Origin of the sequence: Rahnella aquatilis CIP 78.65 = ATCC 33071 (genome assembly GCF_000241955.1) — a bacterium.
Lineage (GTDB): Bacteria > Pseudomonadota > Gammaproteobacteria > Enterobacterales > Enterobacteriaceae > Rahnella > Rahnella aquatilis.
In genome coordinates this window covers 4,462,111-4,481,144 of record NC_016818.1, presented here as the reverse complement: position 1 = coordinate 4,481,144, position 19,034 = coordinate 4,462,111, and the positions used below count along the sequence as shown (strand labels likewise).

General features: G+C 53.2%; 17 protein-coding genes and 1 riboswitch. Of the genes, 13 read left to right on the top strand and 4 right to left on the bottom strand.

The features are described from left to right. Positions 1-181: 181 nt before the first annotated feature. Entirely contained in the window at positions 182-892 is a 711-nt protein-coding gene (locus tag RAHAQ2_RS20280) for a UTRA domain-containing protein (RefSeq protein ID WP_015699017.1), read from the bottom strand. Between the two features lie 202 nt (positions 893-1,094). Here RAHAQ2_RS20280 and RAHAQ2_RS20275 point away from each other — a divergent pair, with 202 nt between their 5' ends. The 7 genes from RAHAQ2_RS20275 (at position 1,095) to RAHAQ2_RS20245 (ending at position 8,019) form a co-directional block, all read left to right on the top strand. Next, positions 1,095-2,153 (top strand): ABC transporter substrate-binding protein, encoded by a 1,059-nt coding sequence (locus RAHAQ2_RS20275; protein ID WP_015699016.1) that lies wholly within the window; start codon positions 1,095-1,097, stop codon positions 2,151-2,153. A gap of 75 nt (positions 2,154-2,228) precedes the next feature. Next, a complete protein-coding gene (locus RAHAQ2_RS20270; RefSeq protein WP_015699015.1) occupies positions 2,229-3,026 on the top strand; it encodes an alkaline phosphatase family protein in 798 nt (265 codons plus the stop codon). A 26-nt stretch (positions 3,027-3,052) separates the two neighbouring features. Then, a complete protein-coding gene (locus tag RAHAQ2_RS20265) occupies positions 3,053-3,895 on the top strand; it encodes an ABC transporter permease (RefSeq protein ID WP_015699014.1) in 843 nt (280 codons plus the stop codon). A 22-nt stretch (positions 3,896-3,917) separates the two neighbouring features. After that, positions 3,918-4,703 (top strand): ABC transporter permease, encoded by a 786-nt coding sequence (locus RAHAQ2_RS20260; RefSeq protein ID WP_015699013.1) that lies wholly within the window; start codon positions 3,918-3,920, stop codon positions 4,701-4,703. Between the two features lie 2 nt (positions 4,704-4,705). Beyond that, entirely contained in the window at positions 4,706-5,698 is a 993-nt protein-coding gene (locus RAHAQ2_RS20255; RefSeq protein WP_015699012.1) for an ABC transporter ATP-binding protein, read from the top strand. Further along, complete coding sequence (locus tag RAHAQ2_RS20250) at positions 5,695-6,351, top strand: HAD family hydrolase (RefSeq protein WP_015699011.1); 657 nt, start codon at positions 5,695-5,697, stop codon at positions 6,349-6,351. The genes RAHAQ2_RS20255 and RAHAQ2_RS20250 overlap by 4 nt, the downstream gene beginning before the upstream one ends. A 15-nt stretch (positions 6,352-6,366) precedes the next feature. Next, positions 6,367-8,019, top strand: a complete 1,653-nt coding sequence (locus RAHAQ2_RS20245) for a Na/Pi cotransporter family protein (protein WP_015699010.1) — start codon at positions 6,367-6,369, stop codon at positions 8,017-8,019. A gap of 67 nt (positions 8,020-8,086) precedes the next feature. On the opposite strand, the gene panS is transcribed toward RAHAQ2_RS20245, so the two are convergent. Beyond that, complete coding sequence (panS, locus tag RAHAQ2_RS20240) at positions 8,087-9,004, bottom strand: ketopantoate/pantoate/pantothenate transporter PanS (protein WP_015699009.1); 918 nt, start codon at positions 9,002-9,004, stop codon at positions 8,087-8,089. 91 nt (positions 9,005-9,095) lie between these two features. Continuing rightward, on the bottom strand, positions 9,096-10,484 hold the full coding sequence (lysC, locus tag RAHAQ2_RS20235) for a lysine-sensitive aspartokinase 3 (protein WP_015699008.1): 1,389 nt from the start codon (positions 10,482-10,484) through the stop codon (positions 9,096-9,098). Between the two features lie 106 nt (positions 10,485-10,590). Further along, positions 10,591-10,780, bottom strand: a riboswitch (Lysine riboswitch). A gap of 228 nt (positions 10,781-11,008) precedes the next feature. Here lysC and pgi point away from each other — a divergent pair. The 4 genes from pgi (at position 11,009) to ubiA (ending at position 14,851) form a co-directional block, all read left to right on the top strand. Continuing rightward, on the top strand, positions 11,009-12,655 hold the full coding sequence (gene pgi / locus RAHAQ2_RS20230; protein ID WP_015699007.1) for a glucose-6-phosphate isomerase: 1,647 nt from the start codon (positions 11,009-11,011) through the stop codon (positions 12,653-12,655). Between the two features lie 251 nt (positions 12,656-12,906). Further along, on the top strand, positions 12,907-13,314 hold the full coding sequence (psiE, locus tag RAHAQ2_RS20225; protein ID WP_037040462.1) for a phosphate-starvation-inducible protein PsiE: 408 nt from the start codon (positions 12,907-12,909) through the stop codon (positions 13,312-13,314). Between the two features lie 89 nt (positions 13,315-13,403). Next, on the top strand, positions 13,404-13,943 hold the full coding sequence (gene ubiC, locus RAHAQ2_RS20220; RefSeq protein ID WP_015699005.1) for a chorismate lyase: 540 nt from the start codon (positions 13,404-13,406) through the stop codon (positions 13,941-13,943). A 41-nt stretch (positions 13,944-13,984) separates the two neighbouring features. Further along, positions 13,985-14,851, top strand: coding sequence for a 4-hydroxybenzoate octaprenyltransferase (ubiA, locus tag RAHAQ2_RS20215; protein ID WP_086935285.1), 867 nt, complete (start codon positions 13,985-13,987; stop codon positions 14,849-14,851). Positions 14,852-14,954: 103 nt separating this feature from the next. Here ubiA and plsB read toward each other — a convergent pair whose 3' ends face one another. After that, positions 14,955-17,438 carry a glycerol-3-phosphate 1-O-acyltransferase PlsB gene (gene plsB, locus RAHAQ2_RS20210; protein ID WP_015699003.1) on the bottom strand — a complete coding sequence of 828 codons (2,484 nt, stop codon included), beginning with the start codon at positions 17,436-17,438 and terminating at the stop codon, positions 14,955-14,957. 117 nt (positions 17,439-17,555) lie between these two features. On the opposite strand from plsB, the gene RAHAQ2_RS20205 reads away from it, so the two are divergent. Further along, complete coding sequence (locus RAHAQ2_RS20205) at positions 17,556-17,924, top strand: diacylglycerol kinase (protein ID WP_015699002.1); 369 nt, start codon at positions 17,556-17,558, stop codon at positions 17,922-17,924. Between the two features lie 119 nt (positions 17,925-18,043). Next, entirely contained in the window at positions 18,044-18,652 is a 609-nt protein-coding gene (lexA, locus tag RAHAQ2_RS20200) for a transcriptional repressor LexA (protein ID WP_015699001.1), read from the top strand. The last annotated feature ends 382 nt before the right edge of the window (positions 18,653-19,034 follow it).

The following is a 19,034-nucleotide window of genomic DNA, read 5'->3' as shown; positions in this document are numbered from 1 at the left end:
CTCCTGCTCTCCGGAGGTGAAGACAGGCAGAAGAGTAAAGCGTCCGCGCCATGGATGGCGCGGTTCGAGCCATCAGGGATGATTTTACGGCGTCTTTACGATCTGCCTGTTTTCACTGATTCTGATATTCATTCCAGAGCCCTTGTCCTGTTCTCACTTGCCATTTTCCTGCTTCTTTAAATCAATTCACTTCCACATCAATGTGCAGCGCGTCATAGCGCCAGTATTCTAAATCGCAGTCGATGATCCGGTCATGCTGGTCGCGGTTGATGCGTGTGATAAACAGTGCCGGACTGCCGGAAGCCACTCTCAGCGCATGCGACGCTTCTTCGGTCAGCAGCGTAGGCACCATGTCGAAACGCACGCGTCCGTAATGGATGTCATAGCGGGAGGCGTATAAATCAGTCAGAGATGTCGTGAGATCCTCATCAAGAATTCCCTGAAAATACAGTGGATTGAGATAGTGTTCGACATACAGCACTGCGCGGTTGTCGATATAACGTAACCGCCGGATGCAAATCACCTCACTCTCTGGCGGCAACAATAACTTTAGACACACCGTATCACTGGCAACACAGTGCTTCGCATCAATCACTGTGGTCTTTGCGCTGCGCCCCTGATCTTTCGCCATCGCATGAAAGTGACTTCTTTGCAGCGGGTTATAGACAATGCGTGGCGGGGAAACAAACCAGCCCCGGCGTACTTCCCGGTAAATCAGACCCTGGGCCTCAAGCTGGCTTAATGCTTCCCGTAATGTGATGCGGGTCGTGGAAAACTGTTCACTCAATGCGCGCTCAGAAGGCAGCCTTCCCTCGGCAGAAAATGCCCCGGCCGCAATACTTTCGCTTAATACCTTGCAGATAACGGCAAGGGTGGTCTGCGATTCACTCATCGGTCTGCAAGCCTCATTTCAGTGCGTTTTTGCACCAATCTGACTCTGCGTCGTGTCAATAATGTGCGCTTGTTAACATCGATAAGCTTAAAACTGCTGCTTTTTCGCGCTGACATATAATTATCACAATTGAGCGTTAGATTGGCTTGGTTCTTGCTGGACTAGACCAGCACTTCACACACTATCATCTGGAGCATCCGTTATGAAACAGTTGTTCGCTTCTGTGTTAACCAGCGCGCTTGTCCTCTCCGCTTCAACGGCATTTGCCGCTGAGCCTCCTGCTGAACTCCTGAAAGCGGCACAAGCCGAAGGAACCGTAAACAGTGTCGGTATGCCTGATGACTGGGCGAACTGGAAAGGAACCTGGAGTGATCTGAGCACTAAATATGGCCTGAAACACAGCGATACCGACATGAGCTCCGCGCAGGAAATCGCGAAATTCCTGGCCGAAAAGGACAACGCCAGTGCTGATATTGGCGACGTAGGGGCCGCTTTTGGACCGGTTGCCGTGCAAAAAGGTGTGACTCAGCCTTATAAACCGACCACCTGGGATCAGGTGCCGGACTGGGCAAAAGATAAAGAGGGTATGTGGGCACTCGCTTACACCGGGACTATCGCCTTCATCATTGATAAATCGCAGGTTAAAGACGCACCGCACAGCTGGGCTGATCTGCTGAACAGCAAATACAAAGTGACTATCGGTGACGTGAGCACTGCAGCGCAGGCCGCAAACGGTGTGCTGGCGGCAACTTACGCGATGGGTGGCAATGAAAAGGATTTGAAACCAGGCCTGGAATATTTTGGCAAACTGGCGAAAGCAGGGCGTCTGAGCCTGACTAACCCGGTGATCGCTTCTCTGGAAAAAGGTGAGGTGCAGGTTGGGGTAGTCTGGGACTTCAACGGTCTGAGCTATCGCGACAAAATCGACAAAACCCGCTTCGACGTGGTGATCCCTTCTGATGGCACTATCACGTCCGGTTACACCACGATCATCAACAAATTCGCCAAACACCCTAACGCCGCCAAACTGGCGCGTGAATACATCTTCTCTGACGCAGGCCAGATTAACTTAGCACAGGGTTATGCCCGTCCAATCCGTGCCGATCACATCACGCTGCCGGACGATGCAAAAGCCAAACTGCTGCCTTCCAGCGAATACAAAAATGCGCATCCTATTGCCGATCCGGCTGCCTGGGATAAGAGCGCGAAAACCTTGCCGCGACTGTGGCAGGAAAACGTCATGATCAATATGCAGCAGTAATGACCTAAAAAAATAAGAAAACCGGGCAGCGAACGCATTGATTAATCACAACACCTGTACGAAAGGCATACGTGGATGAAGAGCATTCTGGTAGTACTGGACGGCCTGAATTATCAGGTCGGCCGCGACGCAATGGGCTATTTACAGGCGCAGTGTGCCGCAGGACGCGGCCGCTTGTATCAACTGGAATGCGAATTGCCTTCGCTGTCCCGGCCGCTTTATGAATGCATTCTCACCGGCATCACGCCGGTGGTGAGTGGCATCGTTCATAACCACGTTGACCGGTTATCAACACAACGCAGTATTTTTCACTATGCCCGCGACGCCGGTCTGACGACGGCTGCGGCGGCCTATCACTGGGTCAGTGAGTTGTATAATCGCACGCCTTTTGATCCGCCGCGTGATCGCCACACCAGTGATGAATCGCTGACTATCCAGCACGGCCATTTTTATTACGACGACAGCTACCCTGATTCGCATCTGTTCGATGACGCCGAAAGCCTGCGTCGTCGTCACGATCCCGACTTCCTGCTGATCCACCCGATGAATATTGATGATGCCGGACATAAATTTGGCCTGTCGACGCCGCAATACCGCAACAAAGCGCGGACTGCAGACGGCATCCTGTCGCGCTATCTGGGCGACTGGCTTGATGCCGGTTATCAGGTGATCGTGACGGCGGATCACGGCATGAATGATGACCGCAGCCACGGCGGTATTTTGCCGGAGGAGCGTCAGGTACCGCTGTTTGTTTTTGGCAGTGCGTTCAGCTTCAAACAGGCCGCACCGTTGCAGACTGAGTTATGCGGAACCGTTTGTCAGATCCTCAATATTGCCCACGACAAGCCACATTGCGCGGCATTACTGGCCTGAATCCTGTCACTTATAGAGGATACCCGATGAAAGCGAAGTGGCTTGCGGCGTTGTTTATGCTGCCGTTTCTGGTGTTTTTCATCGCTTTTCAACTGGCACCGCTGGCATGGATTGCGGTGAGCAGCTTTTACAGCGAAACCTATGAAGCCTGGGGACTGGGCAATTACACCGACATTCTGACATCACCGTTCTATTTGCAGGCCATGCGCTTCTCGCTGGATATTTCCATCTGGTCGAGTTTGTACGGTTTGCTTATCGCGTTAGTGGGGAGTTACTCACTTCGCCAGCTTGGCCCGACAAAGCTGCACGACTTTGTGATGTCGTTTACTAACATGACCAGCAACTTTGCGGGTGTGCCGCTGGCCTTCGCCTTCGTGATCCTGCTTGGCCTGAATGGTTGCCTGACACTGTTGCTGAAAAAATATGGCCTGATGGAACACTTCGACCTCTATTCGAAAGACGGGCTGATTGTTCTCTATACCTATTTTCAGATCCCGCTCGGCGTGTTGCTGATGTATCCGGCATTTGATGCGCTTCGGGAGGACTGGCGCGAGTCAGCAGCCTTGCTGGGCGCGGGACGCTGGCGTTACTGGCGTCATATCGGTATTCCGGTGCTGTTCCCGGCCTTGCTCGGTACCTTCGTGATTTTGCTCGCCAATGCCCTTGGCGCGTATGCCACGGTGTATGCGCTGACCACCGGTAACTTTAACGTAGTGCCGGTACGTATCGCGGCGTTGGTCTCGGGGGATATTTCTCTCGATCCGAATATGGGCAGCGCGCTGGCGATGTTGCTGGTGGTGCTGATGGCCTTTATCACGCTGATCCATCAGTGGTTATTGCGTAAAAGTTATCTCAGTCAGCGCAGCTGACGGGCAGAAAAAGGAACGTAAAATGTCGCGCTCTGAAGCGATTTACCACCGTGTGGTGATCTGGATTTTACTGATTGTCCTGATGTTGCCGCTGCTGGCGACGCTGGTCTATGCGCTGGTGCTGGAATGGGGCGCCACTATATTGCCGAGCGGCTTTACGCTCAAATGGGTGGTGGCGTTGTGGAGTGATCCGCGTTTCCTGATTGCGCTCTGGCACTCGCTGCTGGTGTGTTTCGGTACCTTGTTCCTCTCGCTGGTGCTGATCTTGCCACTAATGTTTGTGATTGCTTACTATTTCCCGAAGCTCGATGCGCTGATGAACATCCTGATCCTGCTGCCGTTCGCCGTGCCGCCGGTGGTGTCATCGGTCGGCCTGATGCAACTCTATTCCGCTGAACCGCTGGCGCTGACCGGCACGCCGTGGATCCTGATTGGCTGTTACTTCACCATCGCGCTGCCGTTTATCTATCGCGCCATTTCTAACAACATGCAGGCGATCAACCTGCGTGATCTGATGGATGCCGCGCATCTGCTCGGGGCCAGCACCTGGAAAGCGGCACTGCTGGTTGTTTTGCCGAACTTACGTAAAGGCGGAATGATTGCCGTCCTGCTGTCGTTTTCCTTCCTGATCGGGGAATTTGTGTTCGCCAACCTGCTGGCGGGCAGCCGTTATGAAACGGTTCAGGTTTACCTCTATAACATGCGCAATGGCAGCGGTCATTTCACCAGCGCATTGGTCATCTCCTATTTCATGGTCGTCCTGATTTTCACCTGGGTGGCGAACATACTGAACAAAGGAAAGCGCTGATTATGTCGTATTTGCAGGTTACTCAACTCAATAAGTCTTACGGTCCGACGCAGATTTTCAACAACATCGATTTCTCAGCAAGAGAGGGAGAATTCGTCACGCTGCTGGGACCCAGCGGCTGCGGGAAATCCACGCTGCTGCGCTGTCTGGCCGGTCTGACCTCCGTCGACAGCGGAAAAATTCTGATACAGGGACAGGATATCGTGCCGTTGCCGCCGCAACAGCGCGGTATTGGTATGGTCTTCCAGAGCTATGCATTGTTTCCGAATATGACGGTTGAAGCCAATGTCGCGTTCGGCCTGAAAATGCAAAAGATACCCGCTTCCGAGTTGCATCGCCGCGTCGGTGAAGTGCTGGAACTGGTGGAAATGAACGATTATGCCAGACGCTATCCACATCAGCTTTCCGGCGGTCAGTGTCAGCGAGTGGCGCTGGCGCGCTCACTGGTCACGCAGCCGCGTCTGTTGCTGCTTGATGAGCCGCTTTCCGCGCTTGATGCCCGTATCCGTAAGCATTTGCGTGAGCAAATCCGCCGTATTCAGCGTGAAATGAACCTGACGGCGATTTTCGTGACGCACGATCAGGAAGAAGCGCTGACTATGTCCGACCGGATTGTGCTGATGAACAAAGGACAAATCGTCCAAAATGCCGATGCCGAAACCCTGTATACTGAACCGGTGGATGCATTTGCTGCAGGCTTTATCGGCAGCTACAACCTGCTGAGCCCTGAACAGGCGATGGCGCTGACCGGCATGACTTACACGGGCCGCGTCGCCATCCGTCCGGAGTCGGTGACAATATGCGAGCTGACTGAAGGCATTCCGGCTAAAATTATCAGCCACAGCCTGCTCGGCAACGTTGTGCGTTATCGTGTTTTAGCGCACGGTGTTGAGCTTTCTGTGGATGTCTTAAACCGTTCTGTGGCCTCACTTCGCGCCGATGGCAGCGATATTGGTCTACAGTTAGATCTTGTTACGTTACGGGAAGTTGCATGAAACTGGCGCTGTTTGATCTCGATGAAACCCTGATTAGCGGCGACTGTTCGAGTTTGTGGTCAGCCTACATGGTGGAAAATGGCTGGGTGGCCGATGAGCAGGCTTTCCTGCAACAAGACGCCGCACTGATGCAGCAATATGCTGTCGGTCAGATGGATATGCAGGAGTACATGCGTTGTACGTTGGTGCCGCTGTCCGGCCGCCGTCAACGTGATGTCGCGGCAATGGTCGCGAATTATATTCAGGATGTGATTGCCCCGCGTGTTTACGCGCAGGCGCGTGAGTGTCTGGCTGCTCACCGCGCACAGGGCGACCGGACGGTGATTATTTCCGCGTCCGGTGAACATCTGGTGCAGCCGATTGCCCGTTTCCTCGGTGTTGATGAAACGCTGGCGATTGGTGTTGAAATCAAAGACGGGCGCTTTACCGGCGCCACGCAGGGGACGATGACCTACCGCGAAGGCAAAGTTTCGCGGTTGCTTGAACTCATCAATCAGGACGAATCCCTGTTGCAGTCAGCCAGTTTTTATTCGGATTCCCATAATGATCTGCCGTTGCTGACCCGCGTTGGACAGCCTGTGGTGGTGAATCCGGACGCCATCCTGCTCCAGCACGCCCGGCAGGCAGGATGGCCGGTCTATGCCTGGCGTTAATGGAGCTGTTCTTTCGTGTTAACCCTTTTGCATCTGTTGTCTGCTATTTCTCTGCTCGTATGGGGTACGCACATCGTGCGTACCGGCATCATGCGCGTCTTTGGCGCCAATCTGCGCCGTGTTCTGAGTAACAGTGTCGAGAAAAAACCCCTGGCGTTTGTGGCGGGGATTGGCGTAACTGCGCTGGTGCAAAGCAGTAATGCTACCGCGCTGCTGGTCACGTCGTTTGTATCGCAGGGGCTGGTGGCACTGGCTCCTGCACTGGTGATTATTCTCGGTGCAGATGTCGGGACCGCTGTGATGGCGCGTATCCTGACGTTCGATCTCTCCTGGCTTTCTCCGCTGCTGATTTTCGTTGGTGTTGCATTCTTCCTCAGCCGTAAACAAACCCGCGCGGGGCAAATGGGCCGTGTCGGTATCGGACTGGGTCTGATTTTACTGGCGCTGGAACTGATTGTGGGTGCGGCGACGCCGATCATGCAGGCCTCCGGCGTTAAAGTTTTATTCTCGTCCCTGACCGGTGATGTGTTGCTCGATGCCCTGACCGGTGCCGTGTTTGCCATCATCAGCTATTCCAGTCTGGCTGCCGTTTTGCTGACGGCAACCCTTGCGGCGACTGGCGTGATTTCGCTTAAAGTGTCGCTGTGTCTGGTCATCGGTGCCAATCTTGGCAGCGGGCTGCTGGCGATGATTAACGCCAGTAAAATGAACGCTGCCGGTCGCCGCGTGGCACTCGGCAGCACGCTGTTTAAACTGATTGGTTTAGTGATTGTGCTGCCGTTTGTCGGACCGTTGTCGACGCAACTGGCACGGCTTGGCATTCCGGATGAAGAACTGGTGATTTATTTTCATATGTTCTACAACCTGATCCGTTGTCTGGCGATGGTGCCGCTGACTGCGCCGATGGCGAAAATTTGCCAGATGATGATTGCTGATGTGCCGGAAGATGATCCGCGTTTGCGTCCGCGTCATCTGGATGTCAGCGCGATAGATACACCGACGCTGGCGCTGGCCAATGCTGCCCGCGAAACCCTGCGCATGGGCGACGTGGTCGAACATATGCTGATCCTCAACCGGGAAGTGATGCACGGTAAACTGGCACAGGATCGCGAAGTGCGGCGTCTCGACGATGACGTTGATGTGCTCTATACCGCCATCAAACTGTATCTGGCGCAAATCAATAAAGAAGGGTTGGGCGAAGACGATTCCCGCCGCTGGGCAGAAATTATCGAAATGGCGCTGAACCTCGAACAGGCCGGTGACATTATCGAACGTATGACCGGCGATATCACCGCTAAATCCCACGCTACGCGCCGGGCGTTCTCGCCTGAAGGGTTGGTAGAACTGGATGCCTTACATGAAAAATTGCAGGATAACCTGCGCCTGAGTCTGGGTGTCTTCCTGTCAAACGATCTGACCAGTGCGCGTCGTCTGCGCCGCTCCAAACACCGTTTCCGCATTCTCGATCGCCGTTACGCGCATGCACACGTTGATCGCCTGCATCAGCATAATGTGCAGAGTATCGAAACCAGTTCACTCCATCTCGGGTTGCTGGGGGATATGAAGCGTCTGAACTCGCTGTTCTGTGCGGTTGCGTATAACGTGCTGGATCAGGATGAGCAGGAAGACGAGCAGCGCGAACCGAATGATGATGCGCAACGGGTGTAGTACGAATAAAAACGGGCGCTGAGGAAGGCGCCCGTTTCTTTTTCATGTTCTTTTTACGGTCTGGAAATTAGTCTTTTTTGACCGGTTTGCCGGACCAGTAACCGGCCAGTAAAGAACCTGAAAGATTATGCCAGACCGAGAACAATGCACCCGGCAGTGCGGCCAGCGGGGTGAAATAGATTTTCCCCAGTGTCGCGGCTAAGCCTGAGTTCTGCATCCCGACTTCCATCGCCAGCGTGCGGCAGGTGGTTTCGTCAAAGCCAAACAGTTTCCCGCCCCAGTAACCGCTCAGCAGGCCAATGCCGTTGTGCAGAATAACCGCCACAATCACGATCAACCCCACAGAACCGATAAAGCCCTGACTGCCCGCCACGACGGCGCTGATAATGGCGATAATACACACCATCGAAAAAAGCGGCAGCAGTGGTTCGATACGTTTCACGGTTTTCGTGAACAGATGATGAATAATCAGACCGGCTAAAATCGGGATGACGACGATCTGCAAAATGCTTAACAGCATGCCTTCCACATCCACTTTAATGTGTGTATCGACATACAGACGCGTCAGCAATGGCGTGGCGAAAACGCCCACCAGCGTGGAAACCGCTGAAATCGTCACGGAAAGTGCGACGTCGCCTTTCGCAAGGTAAATCATGACGTTAGAGGCTGTTCCGCTGGCAACGCTGCCCACCAGAATCATTCCCGCCGATAAATCAGCAGGCATATGGAACAGTTTTGCCAGCACCCACGCCGCCAGTGGCATGACCAGATAATGCAGGAACGTGGCGGCAGCAACCGGACCGGGGCGGGAAAGCACGCGTTTGAAATCACCGAATTCGAGAGTGACACCCATCGCGAACATGATCAGCATCAGCAGGGTAGAAACGTGCGGACCGATCGGCGTGAATGTGCCGGGCGAGTAATAGGCCGCGACGGATAACAGCACGGCCCACAACGGGAACAGGCGGGTTATTTTGGCTAACATTGAGGTGATCCTTGTCTTTGTTGTTTTGCAAAAGTACAGACAAAAAAAGACCGGGCACAGGGCCCGGTCTTCTCAGATACCGCGCCCGTCATTATTCGAACAGGTTACGGTGTAGAGTTTTGACGACCTGATCGGCATCGTTGCCCGGCACCAGGAAGCACAGGTTGTAACTGCTTGCGCCGTAGCAAATCATGCGGATATTGAACGGATCCAGCACGCCGAAGACTTCTTTGCCGACGCCACAGGCCTGGGACAGTTTGTTACCGATAATCGCAATCAGTGCCAGATTCTCTTCCACTTCCACGCGGCACAGTGAGGATAGTTCTGTCAGCAGCGAGGTGGTCAGCAGGCTGTCGCCTGAGGATGTGGAACCGGTGGTATCCAGCGTCAGTGCGACGCTGACTTCGGACGTTGTAATCAGGTCAACAGAGATGCTGTGGCGTGCCAGAATGCCAAACACTTCGGCGAGGAAACCGCGTGAATGGAGCATGCTCAGGCTGTGCAGCGTGACCAGCGTTTGTCTGCGGCGCAGGGCTATCGCGCGGAACAGCGGCGGATTATCGCTGGTATCACACACTAAGGTGCCGCCGCCCGACGGGTCTTTGCTCGAGCCGACAAACACCGGAATACCGCGACGTACCGCGGGCAGCAGAGTGGCCGGATGCAGCACTTTTGCACCAAATGTCGCCATTTCAGCGGCTTCTTCAAACGCAATGCGGTCAATACGTTTTGCCGCCGGCACCAGACGCGGGTCGGTGGTATAAATCCCCGGGACGTCCGTCCAGATATCCACACGGGAAACGCTCAACGCTTCGCCAAGCAATGCGGCGGTGTAATCGCTGCCGCCACGGCCAAGCGTCGTGGTGCGACCTTTGCCTTCCGAACCGATAAAACCTTGTGTGATCACCAGAGCGTCCTGCAAACGCGGTTGCAACTGCTGAACGGTTAACTCACTTAATGCCTGCGTATCCGGCTCCGCGCGACCAAAGCGATCGTTGGTGCGCATGATTTTACGCACGTCGAACCATTCCACCGGCACGTTGCGCTGGCGGATGATTTCAACAAACAGCAGGGTAGACATCAGCTCGCCATGGCTCACCAGTTCGTCGGTCAGCGCGGTGGATGTCGCAAGGCTCGCGGCTTCGGACAGCATGGCGATATTTTCCAGCATGCGGCCGATTTCTTCGCGGATCACTGTCGGATTATCGAGGCGATCGATAATGGCACTCTGAATGCGGCGAATTTCATCAAGCAGGAACACCCGGCGTTCGGTTTCTTTACCTTCTGCCAGCTCAACTAATAAATTGGTGACACCCGCAGAGGCGGAGAGAACAACCAGACGCACTTCAGGGCGCGACAACACGATGTCCGCGCTGCGGTTCATTGCGTCGAAATCCGCCACGCTGGTACCACCGAATTTGGCGACGATGACATTGCCTAAGGGCTGCTGACTGGCGTTGCGGGATACTGCGTGATTCATGTAAAACCTCGTGTCCGGGGCGTCATAGGATGACGGCCATCGATTCCATAAGAATTGGCACAAAGGGAAGAGCGGGAAACGGGAGCAGGCGTAGAGATACTACGATACACCCAGAAGCGCCCCACCTGGCCGACACCCTTTGGGGTGTTCCGGTGACAACCCAGGGGATTCAGCCCCTGTAGTCGATCATTTGCCTGCCGCGGGCTGATGATCTCGGCGCCGCTCCCCCTGATGTATCTTCGTAGGATTTCGGCTCCTCCGATACACTGCCTGGGCGACGCGCCTCTTCTGGCTCGCGCATCGAGCGCGCGAGTTAGGCGCTTAGGAATAGCCGTTTATCGCCCGTCTGTCAACGGTCAGGCAGCGCATGCGCTACATTTTGAGCGATTCTCATCTAATATTGTTCTCTGTCATTGTGATTAAGCAGATCTGACCTATCGCAAGAAAAGGCATCTCTTCCCGGGAAGTTCAGGCTACAATCGGGTCAGTTATCTCATATTTATTCTCAGCCTAAGAGCATTGCTATGAAAAATATCAATCCAACTCAGACCGCTGCCTGGCAAGCCCTGCAGCAGCATTTCGACAAGATGAAAGATGTGCAGATTAGCCATCTGTTTGCTGAAGATGGTGATCGTTTCTCCAAATTCTCTGCCACGTTTGAAGACCAGATGCTGGTCGATTTCTCCAAAAACCGCATTACGACAGAGACTCTGGATAAACTGCAGGCACTGGCGAAAGAGACTGACCTTCAGGGTGCCATCAAATCGATGTTCTCTGGCGAGAAGATCAACCGCACCGAAGACCGTGCTGTTCTGCATGTTGCACTGCGTAACCGCAGCAACACGCCAATCGTCGTGGACGGCAAAGATGTGATGCCGGAAGTGAATGCGGTTCTGGCGAAAATTAAAGGTTTCACTGAGCGCGTTATCGGTGGCGAGTGGAAAGGTTATACCGGCAAAGCCATCACTGATGTCGTGAACATCGGGATCGGCGGTTCAGACCTCGGCCCGTTCATGGTGACTGAAGCCCTGCGTCCGTACAAAAACCACCTGAATATGCATTTCGTCTCCAACGTGGATGGCACGCACATCGCTGAAACGCTGAAAGACCTGTCGCCGGAAACCACGCTGTTCCTGGTTGCCTCAAAAACCTTCACCACCCAGGAAACCATGACCAACGCCCACAGCGCGCGTGACTGGTTCCTGAAAACGGCTGGCGACAACCAACACGTGGCGAAACACTTCGCGGCGCTGTCGACCAACGGTAAAGCGGTGAGCGAGTTCGGTATCGATACCGACAACATGTTCGAATTCTGGGACTGGGTCGGCGGCCGTTACTCGCTGTGGTCAGCCATCGGTCTGTCTATCGCGCTGTCTGTAGGTTTCGATAACTTCGAACAGTTGCTGAGCGGTGCTCACGCGATGGATAAACACTTCGCGAATACGCCGGCTGAGAAAAACCTGCCGGTACTGCTGGCGCTGATCGGCATCTGGTACAATGATTTCTACGGCACTGAAACCGAAGCTATCCTGCCATACGACCAGTACATGCACCGTTTTGCCGCTTACTTCCAGCAAGGCAACATGGAATCTAACGGTAAGTTCGTTGACCGTAACGGCAACCCGGTGGATTACCAGACTGGCCCGATCATCTGGGGCGAACCGGGCACTAACGGTCAGCACGCGTTCTATCAGCTGATTCACCAGGGGACTAAAATCATCCCTTGTGACTTCATCGCACCGGCCATCAGCCATAACCCGCTGAGCGATCACCACGCGAAACTGCTGTCTAACTTCTTCGCCCAGACTGAAGCGCTGGCATTCGGTAAATCTCTGGATGTTGTCGAGAAAGAATTCGCCGATCAGGGTAAAAAACCCGAAGACGTTAAACACGTTGCACCATTCAAAGTGTTCGAAGGGAACCGTCCGACCAACTCCATCCTGCTGCGTGAAATCACGCCTTACAGCCTGGGTGCGTTGATCGCGATGTATGAACACAAAATCTTCACTCAGGGCGTGATCCTCAACATCTACACCTTCGACCAATGGGGCGTAGAACTGGGCAAACAGCTGGCAAACCGTATTCTGCCAGAACTGGAAGATGACAAAGATGTGACCGGCCATGACAGTTCGACTAACGGTTTGATTAACCGCTTTAAAAACTGGCGCTAATCCCTCGTCATCCTTCAGACTGTTTCAGCGTTGGCTGCGTGAACTCACCCCGGTCACTTACTTATGTAAGCTCCCGGGGCTTCGTTCCCTTGCCGCCTTGATCCAGCCCGAATGATTTAGAGGGACAGGTCGCAATATTTCTAAATAAAAGGGTTAGCCTTCACCGGCTGGCCCTTTTTTAATGGCGCTTTTCCTGTACTGACTCTGTGGTATTCTGCGGGGATTAATAACAAAAGTGGGATGTAGATCACATGGCAGGATCAAAGCGGGCAATGATGATATCCGTCATTATGCAGCGAATTTTGAATATATTTTTATTAGGACTGGCCGCGATACTGATGATTTTTATCGGGCGCGAAACCTATCATTTAGCAATGGTGCTGTTCGTGAATAACGATCAGTCGTCATCGTATTTGCTCATTGAGGGGATTGTGATTTACTTCCTCTATTTCGAGTTTATTGCCCTGATAATTAAGTATTTTTCTTCGGGCTATCACTTCCCTTTACGCTATTTTATTTACATCGGGATCACTGCGATTATCCGTTTGATCATCGTCGATCACAAAAGTCCTTATGACACATTAGTTTACGCCTGCGCGATCCTGGTGCTGGTCGTAACGCTTTTCCTCGCCAACAGCGAACGTCTGCGCCGGGAATAAATGAGGCGATTACTGCCTCGCAATCATACGCTAGAATGCGAGGCAGATAATTCATTGGAGGTATGAACACCTTCATTACGGAGCCATTGATGTCTGATTCCCGTTCCCCCGAAAAATCCCCGATCCACTGGTTTGACGATCCTTCGCAGGTGCCTGCGGATGTGGCTGACTGGCTGATGGAAATGGGATCCATGACCCGCCGGTTTGAAAAGCAGGGTGTTACCGTCACCGTGAAACCGCAAAACGAATGTTTTGTCAGCCGCGAAGAACTGGGTGAAAGCGAAGCGCAGCAGTTGCCGGAAAGTGCCCGTTACTGGATCCGCGAAATCGTGCTGTTTGGTGACGCGCAGCCATGGCTGCTCGGGCGCACAGTTATTCCTGAAGAAACGCTGACCGGGCCGGATCTGGCGCTGGTCGATTTAGGCACTGTGCCGCTGGGCCGTTATCTGTTCAGCGGAAATAATTTGTCCCGTGATTACATTCATCTGGGACAATTACACAGTGAGCAGGGGGCGTTATGGGCGCGCCGTTCCCGCCTGCGCTTGTCTGACAAGCCGTTGCTGCTGACCGAAATTTTCCTCCCCGACTCGCCGGTTCACCGTCCGCAAAATAAGGCGGAGCAGGAATGAGTCAGGCTAATCAACAAGGAGAACAGAGAGTGTCAGGAAGTATGACTCAGGGCACATGGCGTGATTACTGCCGCCTGATGCGTATTGATAAGCCGATCGGCTCACTGCTGCTGCTGTGGCCAACGTTATGGGCATTGTGGGTTGCAGGTGGCGGAATGCCGTCTGCTAAGATTTTGCTGGTTTTCGTGCTGGGCGTGTTTTTCATGCGTGCCGCCGGGTGTGTGGTCAATGACTACGCCGATCGTAAATTTGATGGTCACGTAAAACGCACCGCTCAACGACCATTGCCGAGCGGGGCGATCACCGGTAAGCAGGCGAAAATATTATTCGCCGGACTGGTGCTGGTGTCATTCTTGCTGGTTCTGCTGCTTAACCGCATGACGATTTGGCTGTCTCTGGCCGGGCTGGCGCTGGCATGGATTTACCCGTTTATGAAGCGTGTCAGTCATTTGCCGCAGGTGGTTTTGGGCGCGGCGTTTGGCTGGGCGATCCCGATGGCCTATGCCGCTGTGAGCGAAAGTGTACCGCTCAGTTGCTGGTTAATGTTCGTGGCAAATATCTGCTGGACGGTGGCTTACGATACGCAATACGCGATGGTCGATCGTGACGATGATTTGAAGATCGGCGTGAAGTCGACAGCGATTTTATTCGGACGTTTTGACACATTGATCATCGGCCTGCTGCAACTGGCAACGCTGGTCCTGATGGGGATTGTCGGTCATCTTTCCCAGCTCAGCGCACCGTTTTACTGGTCGCTGCTGCTGGCTGCTGCGCTGTTTGTGCATCAGCAGAAGCTGATTGCCAAACGTGAACGTGATGCCTGTTTCCTGGCTTTCCGCCAGAACAACTATGTCGGGCTGGTGCTGTTCCTCGGCATTCTGATGAGCCTGTCAGGCTTCACGTTGTAACGGTTTCTGAACTGACTCAACGTCCTAAAAAAACGCCCGGACTCAGTAAAAAAGTCCGGGCGTTTTATTTTTTGCAGCCTGCGCTGGCGGGCGCTAATGCCGGTTAATGATCGGTATCGCGCACATCCATCTTCGGCTCAGCCGGTGGTGCCGTCGGTTGTGGTAGCTCAGAAGGCATACCCGCGCTTTCGATAGTCAGCTTGATATCAGACGTCATCAGATCACTGAGCATGAGGTAAATCTCACGCGTTTGTTCCTGAATGGCATCGCCGCTGTCACTGATATAACCTTCGGCGCGAAGTGTGCCGACCAGGGTCGAAAATACGGCTTTATCGAAGAACTCAGGGGCATTGATACCGTGCAGCACGGATAAACGCTGTGCCATAATCCGGCTCTCTTTTTCCAGCGCACCACGGTTGATGCTTGGGTTATTGGTGAGCAGGGAGAAGGTAATGGCATAACGTTGCAGCGTTTCACGTACGCCGGCCGCCAGCAGTTGCAGGGTGCGGATCCGCGCCGGATTAAGTGTCAGCTCATCATCTTCAAGATGAATGATTTGCTGACGCGCCAGTTCCAGCGTCAGAACATCCAGCACGTGCGGCAGCTCAGATGTCCCGAAATGCATAAACAGTTCGGCTTTCAGCATCGGATAAATCAGTTCGACCTGACGCAGCAATTCCGCACGGCTGACCTGGCGGTGATGCATCACAATGCTTGAAATCAGTGACGGCAACACCAGCATATGATGGATGTTGTTGCGGTAATACGTCATCAGCACTGCCTGTTCGCGAGGCAGAACAATGATGTCGCCAATGTTGTCTTTCTCAACCTGGAACTTATTCATGTTCAGCGCGTGATCGAGCAACTGATCGGCAGTCAGATCCGGCACCGTTGAATCCGCGTTGTAAGGCACATTACGCAATAATTGCAGGTAGCAGTCGATTTGCTCGGTCAGTTGTTCGCGGGTCAGCGAACGCTGACGGGACGCCAGCAGCGCGGTACAACACAAGTTCATAGCATTGGCAGCCGCTGAATTGTTGATACGCACCATGATCTGTTCTGCTAAATCCTGCACCGTTGGCGTCAGCCAGCTCGGACGTTGTGCTTCGATCGGGTCGATGGCTTCACGCCAGGTGGGTACATTCTGGTTCAGGTAAGTGGTCAGATGCAGCGGCTCACCAAAGTTCACATAACCCTGGCCAAGGTTGCGCAGCTTACGCAGGCCGTTAAGCATTTGCGTCAGGCTTTCTTTCTCTTTGGTCGCACCGCGCAATTCTTTGGCGTACGTACCCACTTCCATGACGTGCTCATAACCGATGTAAATTGGCACCAGTGTAATCGGGCGTGAACCGCCTCTCAGCATGGCCTGAATGGTCATGGCCAGCGTACCGGTTTTCGGCTCCAGCAGGCGTCCGGTTCGCGAACGCCCCCCTTCCACAAAGTATTCCACCGAATAACCACGGCTGAACAGTTCGCCCAGATATTCACGGAACACCGTTGAATAGAGCTTGTTGCCTTTGAAGGTTCGACGAATAAAGAACGCGCCCAGACGGCGGAAAATCGGGCCAGCCGGCCAGAAATTCAGATTGATACCCGCGGCAATATGCGGTGGTACCAGCCCCTGATGATAGAGCACGTAAGACAACAGCAGATAATCCATGTGGCTGCGGTGGCAGGGCACATACACAATTTCCTGACCGTCCAGCGCTAACTGGCGTACACGTTCGGCATTGTTAACGTTGATGCCTTTGTACAATCGGTTCCAGGTCCAGCTCAGCACGCGGTCAGAGAGGCGCACGGCTTCATAAGAAAAGTCAGCGGCAATCTCTTCCATCAGGGCGATGGCGTTTTGTTGGGCTTTTTCGTGGGAAATTTTCTTGCTGCGGGCTTCGTCTTCAATCGCTTTTTCAATGGCTTTTGAGGCCAGCAATTTATTGAATAAATCCTGACGTGCCGGAAGACGTGGACCCACCGCAGCCAGACGCTGACGGGAGAAATGCATCCGCGCCACACGTGCCAGTTTTTGCGCAATTGTTTTATCTGTGCCGTGTTCTGTCGCCATATAACGCAGGGAAACGGTATTGGAGAAACGGACAAAACTGTCCCGTCCCAGCCACAGCACAGCGAAGAATTTCTGGATACCATTCAGCACGCGCAGATGTGGCGTGTCGTCCTGACCTTCACGGCCCGGTGCCCGGCCAAACATCACCGACACCGGCAACATCTGAATGTCTAAATCTGGGTTATTGCGGTGCAAATCGAGGTAGTCGTGGAACAGTTTTACGGATTCCTGCTGCGGCGTGTAATAAGAGAATACGCGCGGGCCTTCAGCAATAAAGACATGGCTTGGCAGCAGAGTTCCGTCAATTTCCAGCGGAATAAGGGGGTCCGGCAGATTCTGCGCCAGACATTGCGTACGCAACGTCAGCAAATCGGCTTTGGAGTTATAAGGCAATACATACAAAATCGGCCGCGTCGGGTCTAAATGCAACTCGGTAACCGGATCTGAAGGTATGACCTTGCTCTTTACCAGCAATGACAGTGGTAAATTCAATAATGTGTAATAAAGTCTACGCCAACCTGACATAAAAACGTGAAGCCTCTTGTTAGCCATTTCGCCGCAAGGATACCAGAAAGATCCGTGGAGATCTGTGGTCATATAAAAGCTAAAATGCGGCAAACACTCTAAGGATCAGTACCCGAAATGGCGAACCAAGTCACTGGATTTACCCGAATTTATAAAGCAGCCGGCTATTCCTGGAAAGGATTCAAAGCAGCATGGCAAAACGAAGCGGCATTTCGCCAGGAAGCAAGCGTCGCTATCCCGTTAATTTTGTTATCTTTCTGGTTTGATGTCAGCACCGTAGAACGCATTCTGCTGGTGGGATCTGTCGTTCTGGTCTGTGTCACCGAGCTGCTCAACAGTGCGGTGGAATGTGCGATAGACCGCATCGGGCCTGAGTTTCACGTGCTTTCAGGTCGTGCAAAAGATATTGGCTCTGCAGCCGTACTTCTGACCATCATATTGGCGATTTTTGTCTGGGTCAGCATCTTTTGGCCGCGATGGTTCTGATTTGGAATCTGTATTCCAGGAATCAACGTTATGCCCTGTTTTTATTCAATCTTAGGTTTTCATTGACCGTTTAGCTGTATATACTCACAGCAAGACTGTATAAACAACCAGGGGGCGGAATGAAAGCTTTAACGACCAGACAACAAGAGGTCTACGACCTTATTCGCGATCATATCTCCACCACCGGTATGCCACCAACCCGCGCAGAGATTGCATCACGACTGGGATTCCGTTCTCCCAATGCGGCGGAAGAGCATCTTAAGGCGCTGGCGCGCAAGGGTGTTATTGAGATTGTTTCCGGTGCATCACGTGGCATTCGCCTGCTGATGGAAGAAGAAGAAGGTTTACCGCTGATTGGCCGCGTTGCCGCCGGTGAGCCGCTGCTGGCCCAGCAACATATCGAAGGGCACTATCAGGTTGATCCGGCGATGTTTAAGCCAAGCGCCGATTTCCTGCTGCGTGTCAGCGGTATGTCGATGCGTGATATCGGTATCCTTGACGGCGATCTGCTGGCCGTACATAAAACGCAAGATGTGCGTAATGGTCAGGTTGTCGTGGCCCGCATTGATGATGAAGTCACGGTGAAACGCCTGAAAAAACAGGGCAGTATGGTGCAGTTATTGCCTGAGAACAGCGAATTCCAGCCGATCGTAGTGGATTTGCGCGAACAGAATTTCAGCATTGAAGGGCTGGCCGTAGGCGTCATCCGCAACGGCGACTGGATCTGACCTTCGTACTTCGAGCTATCTCTGTGTTGGCTGCCTTCGCGAACCCCGGTCACATACTCGTGTATGCTCCCGGCGTTCGCTTAGTTGCCGCCTTGATATAACTCGAATTACTCGGTCAGATATTGCTGAGTCAGATTTCACCGGGCTGGATATGGTGTCGTTACTGTTACTGGCGGCATGACACCTGGTTTTCGCCTCATGCGGACTGATTATTACTGTTTTCAAAGAAATAAACGCTGGATTGTCGTTATTTCCTGCTTTGGATTAATCCTAATAACGGGTTTTATCCCTGCTTTAAGAGGATTAATCGAGATTCTCTACTAACCTTTAAAGTGTTAAGGACGAGCTGCAAACGAGAAATGCAGTTCACCAAACCCAAGGT

Bases quoted from the DNA above. Each gene is read 5' to 3' on its own strand.
- RAHAQ2_RS20280 (WP_015699017.1), bottom strand. From the start codon at position 892: ATGAGTGAATCGCAGACCACCCTTGCCGTTATCTGCAAGGTATTAAGC.
- RAHAQ2_RS20275 (WP_015699016.1), top strand. From the start codon at position 1,095: ATGAAACAGTTGTTCGCTTCTGTGTTAACCAGCGCGCTTGTCCTCTCC.
- RAHAQ2_RS20270 (WP_015699015.1), top strand. From the start codon at position 2,229: ATGAAGAGCATTCTGGTAGTACTGGACGGCCTGAATTATCAGGTCGGC.
- RAHAQ2_RS20265 (WP_015699014.1), top strand. From the start codon at position 3,053: ATGAAAGCGAAGTGGCTTGCGGCGTTGTTTATGCTGCCGTTTCTGGTG.
- RAHAQ2_RS20260 (WP_015699013.1), top strand. From the start codon at position 3,918: ATGTCGCGCTCTGAAGCGATTTACCACCGTGTGGTGATCTGGATTTTA.
- RAHAQ2_RS20255 (WP_015699012.1), top strand. From the start codon at position 4,706: ATGTCGTATTTGCAGGTTACTCAACTCAATAAGTCTTACGGTCCGACG.
- RAHAQ2_RS20250 (WP_015699011.1), top strand. From the start codon at position 5,695: ATGAAACTGGCGCTGTTTGATCTCGATGAAACCCTGATTAGCGGCGAC.
- panS (WP_015699009.1), bottom strand. From the start codon at position 9,004: ATGTTAGCCAAAATAACCCGCCTGTTCCCGTTGTGGGCCGTGCTGTTA.
- lysC (WP_015699008.1), bottom strand. From the start codon at position 10,484: ATGAATCACGCAGTATCCCGCAACGCCAGTCAGCAGCCCTTAGGCAAT.
- pgi (WP_015699007.1), top strand. From the start codon at position 11,009: ATGAAAAATATCAATCCAACTCAGACCGCTGCCTGGCAAGCCCTGCAG.
- psiE (WP_037040462.1), top strand. From the start codon at position 12,907: ATGGCAGGATCAAAGCGGGCAATGATGATATCCGTCATTATGCAGCGA.
- ubiC (WP_015699005.1), top strand. From the start codon at position 13,404: ATGTCTGATTCCCGTTCCCCCGAAAAATCCCCGATCCACTGGTTTGAC.
- ubiA (WP_086935285.1), top strand. From the start codon at position 13,985: ATGACTCAGGGCACATGGCGTGATTACTGCCGCCTGATGCGTATTGAT.
- plsB (WP_015699003.1), bottom strand. From the start codon at position 17,438: ATGTCAGGTTGGCGTAGACTTTATTACACATTATTGAATTTACCACTG.
- RAHAQ2_RS20205 (WP_015699002.1), top strand. From the start codon at position 17,556: ATGGCGAACCAAGTCACTGGATTTACCCGAATTTATAAAGCAGCCGGC.
- lexA (WP_015699001.1), top strand. From the start codon at position 18,044: ATGAAAGCTTTAACGACCAGACAACAAGAGGTCTACGACCTTATTCGC.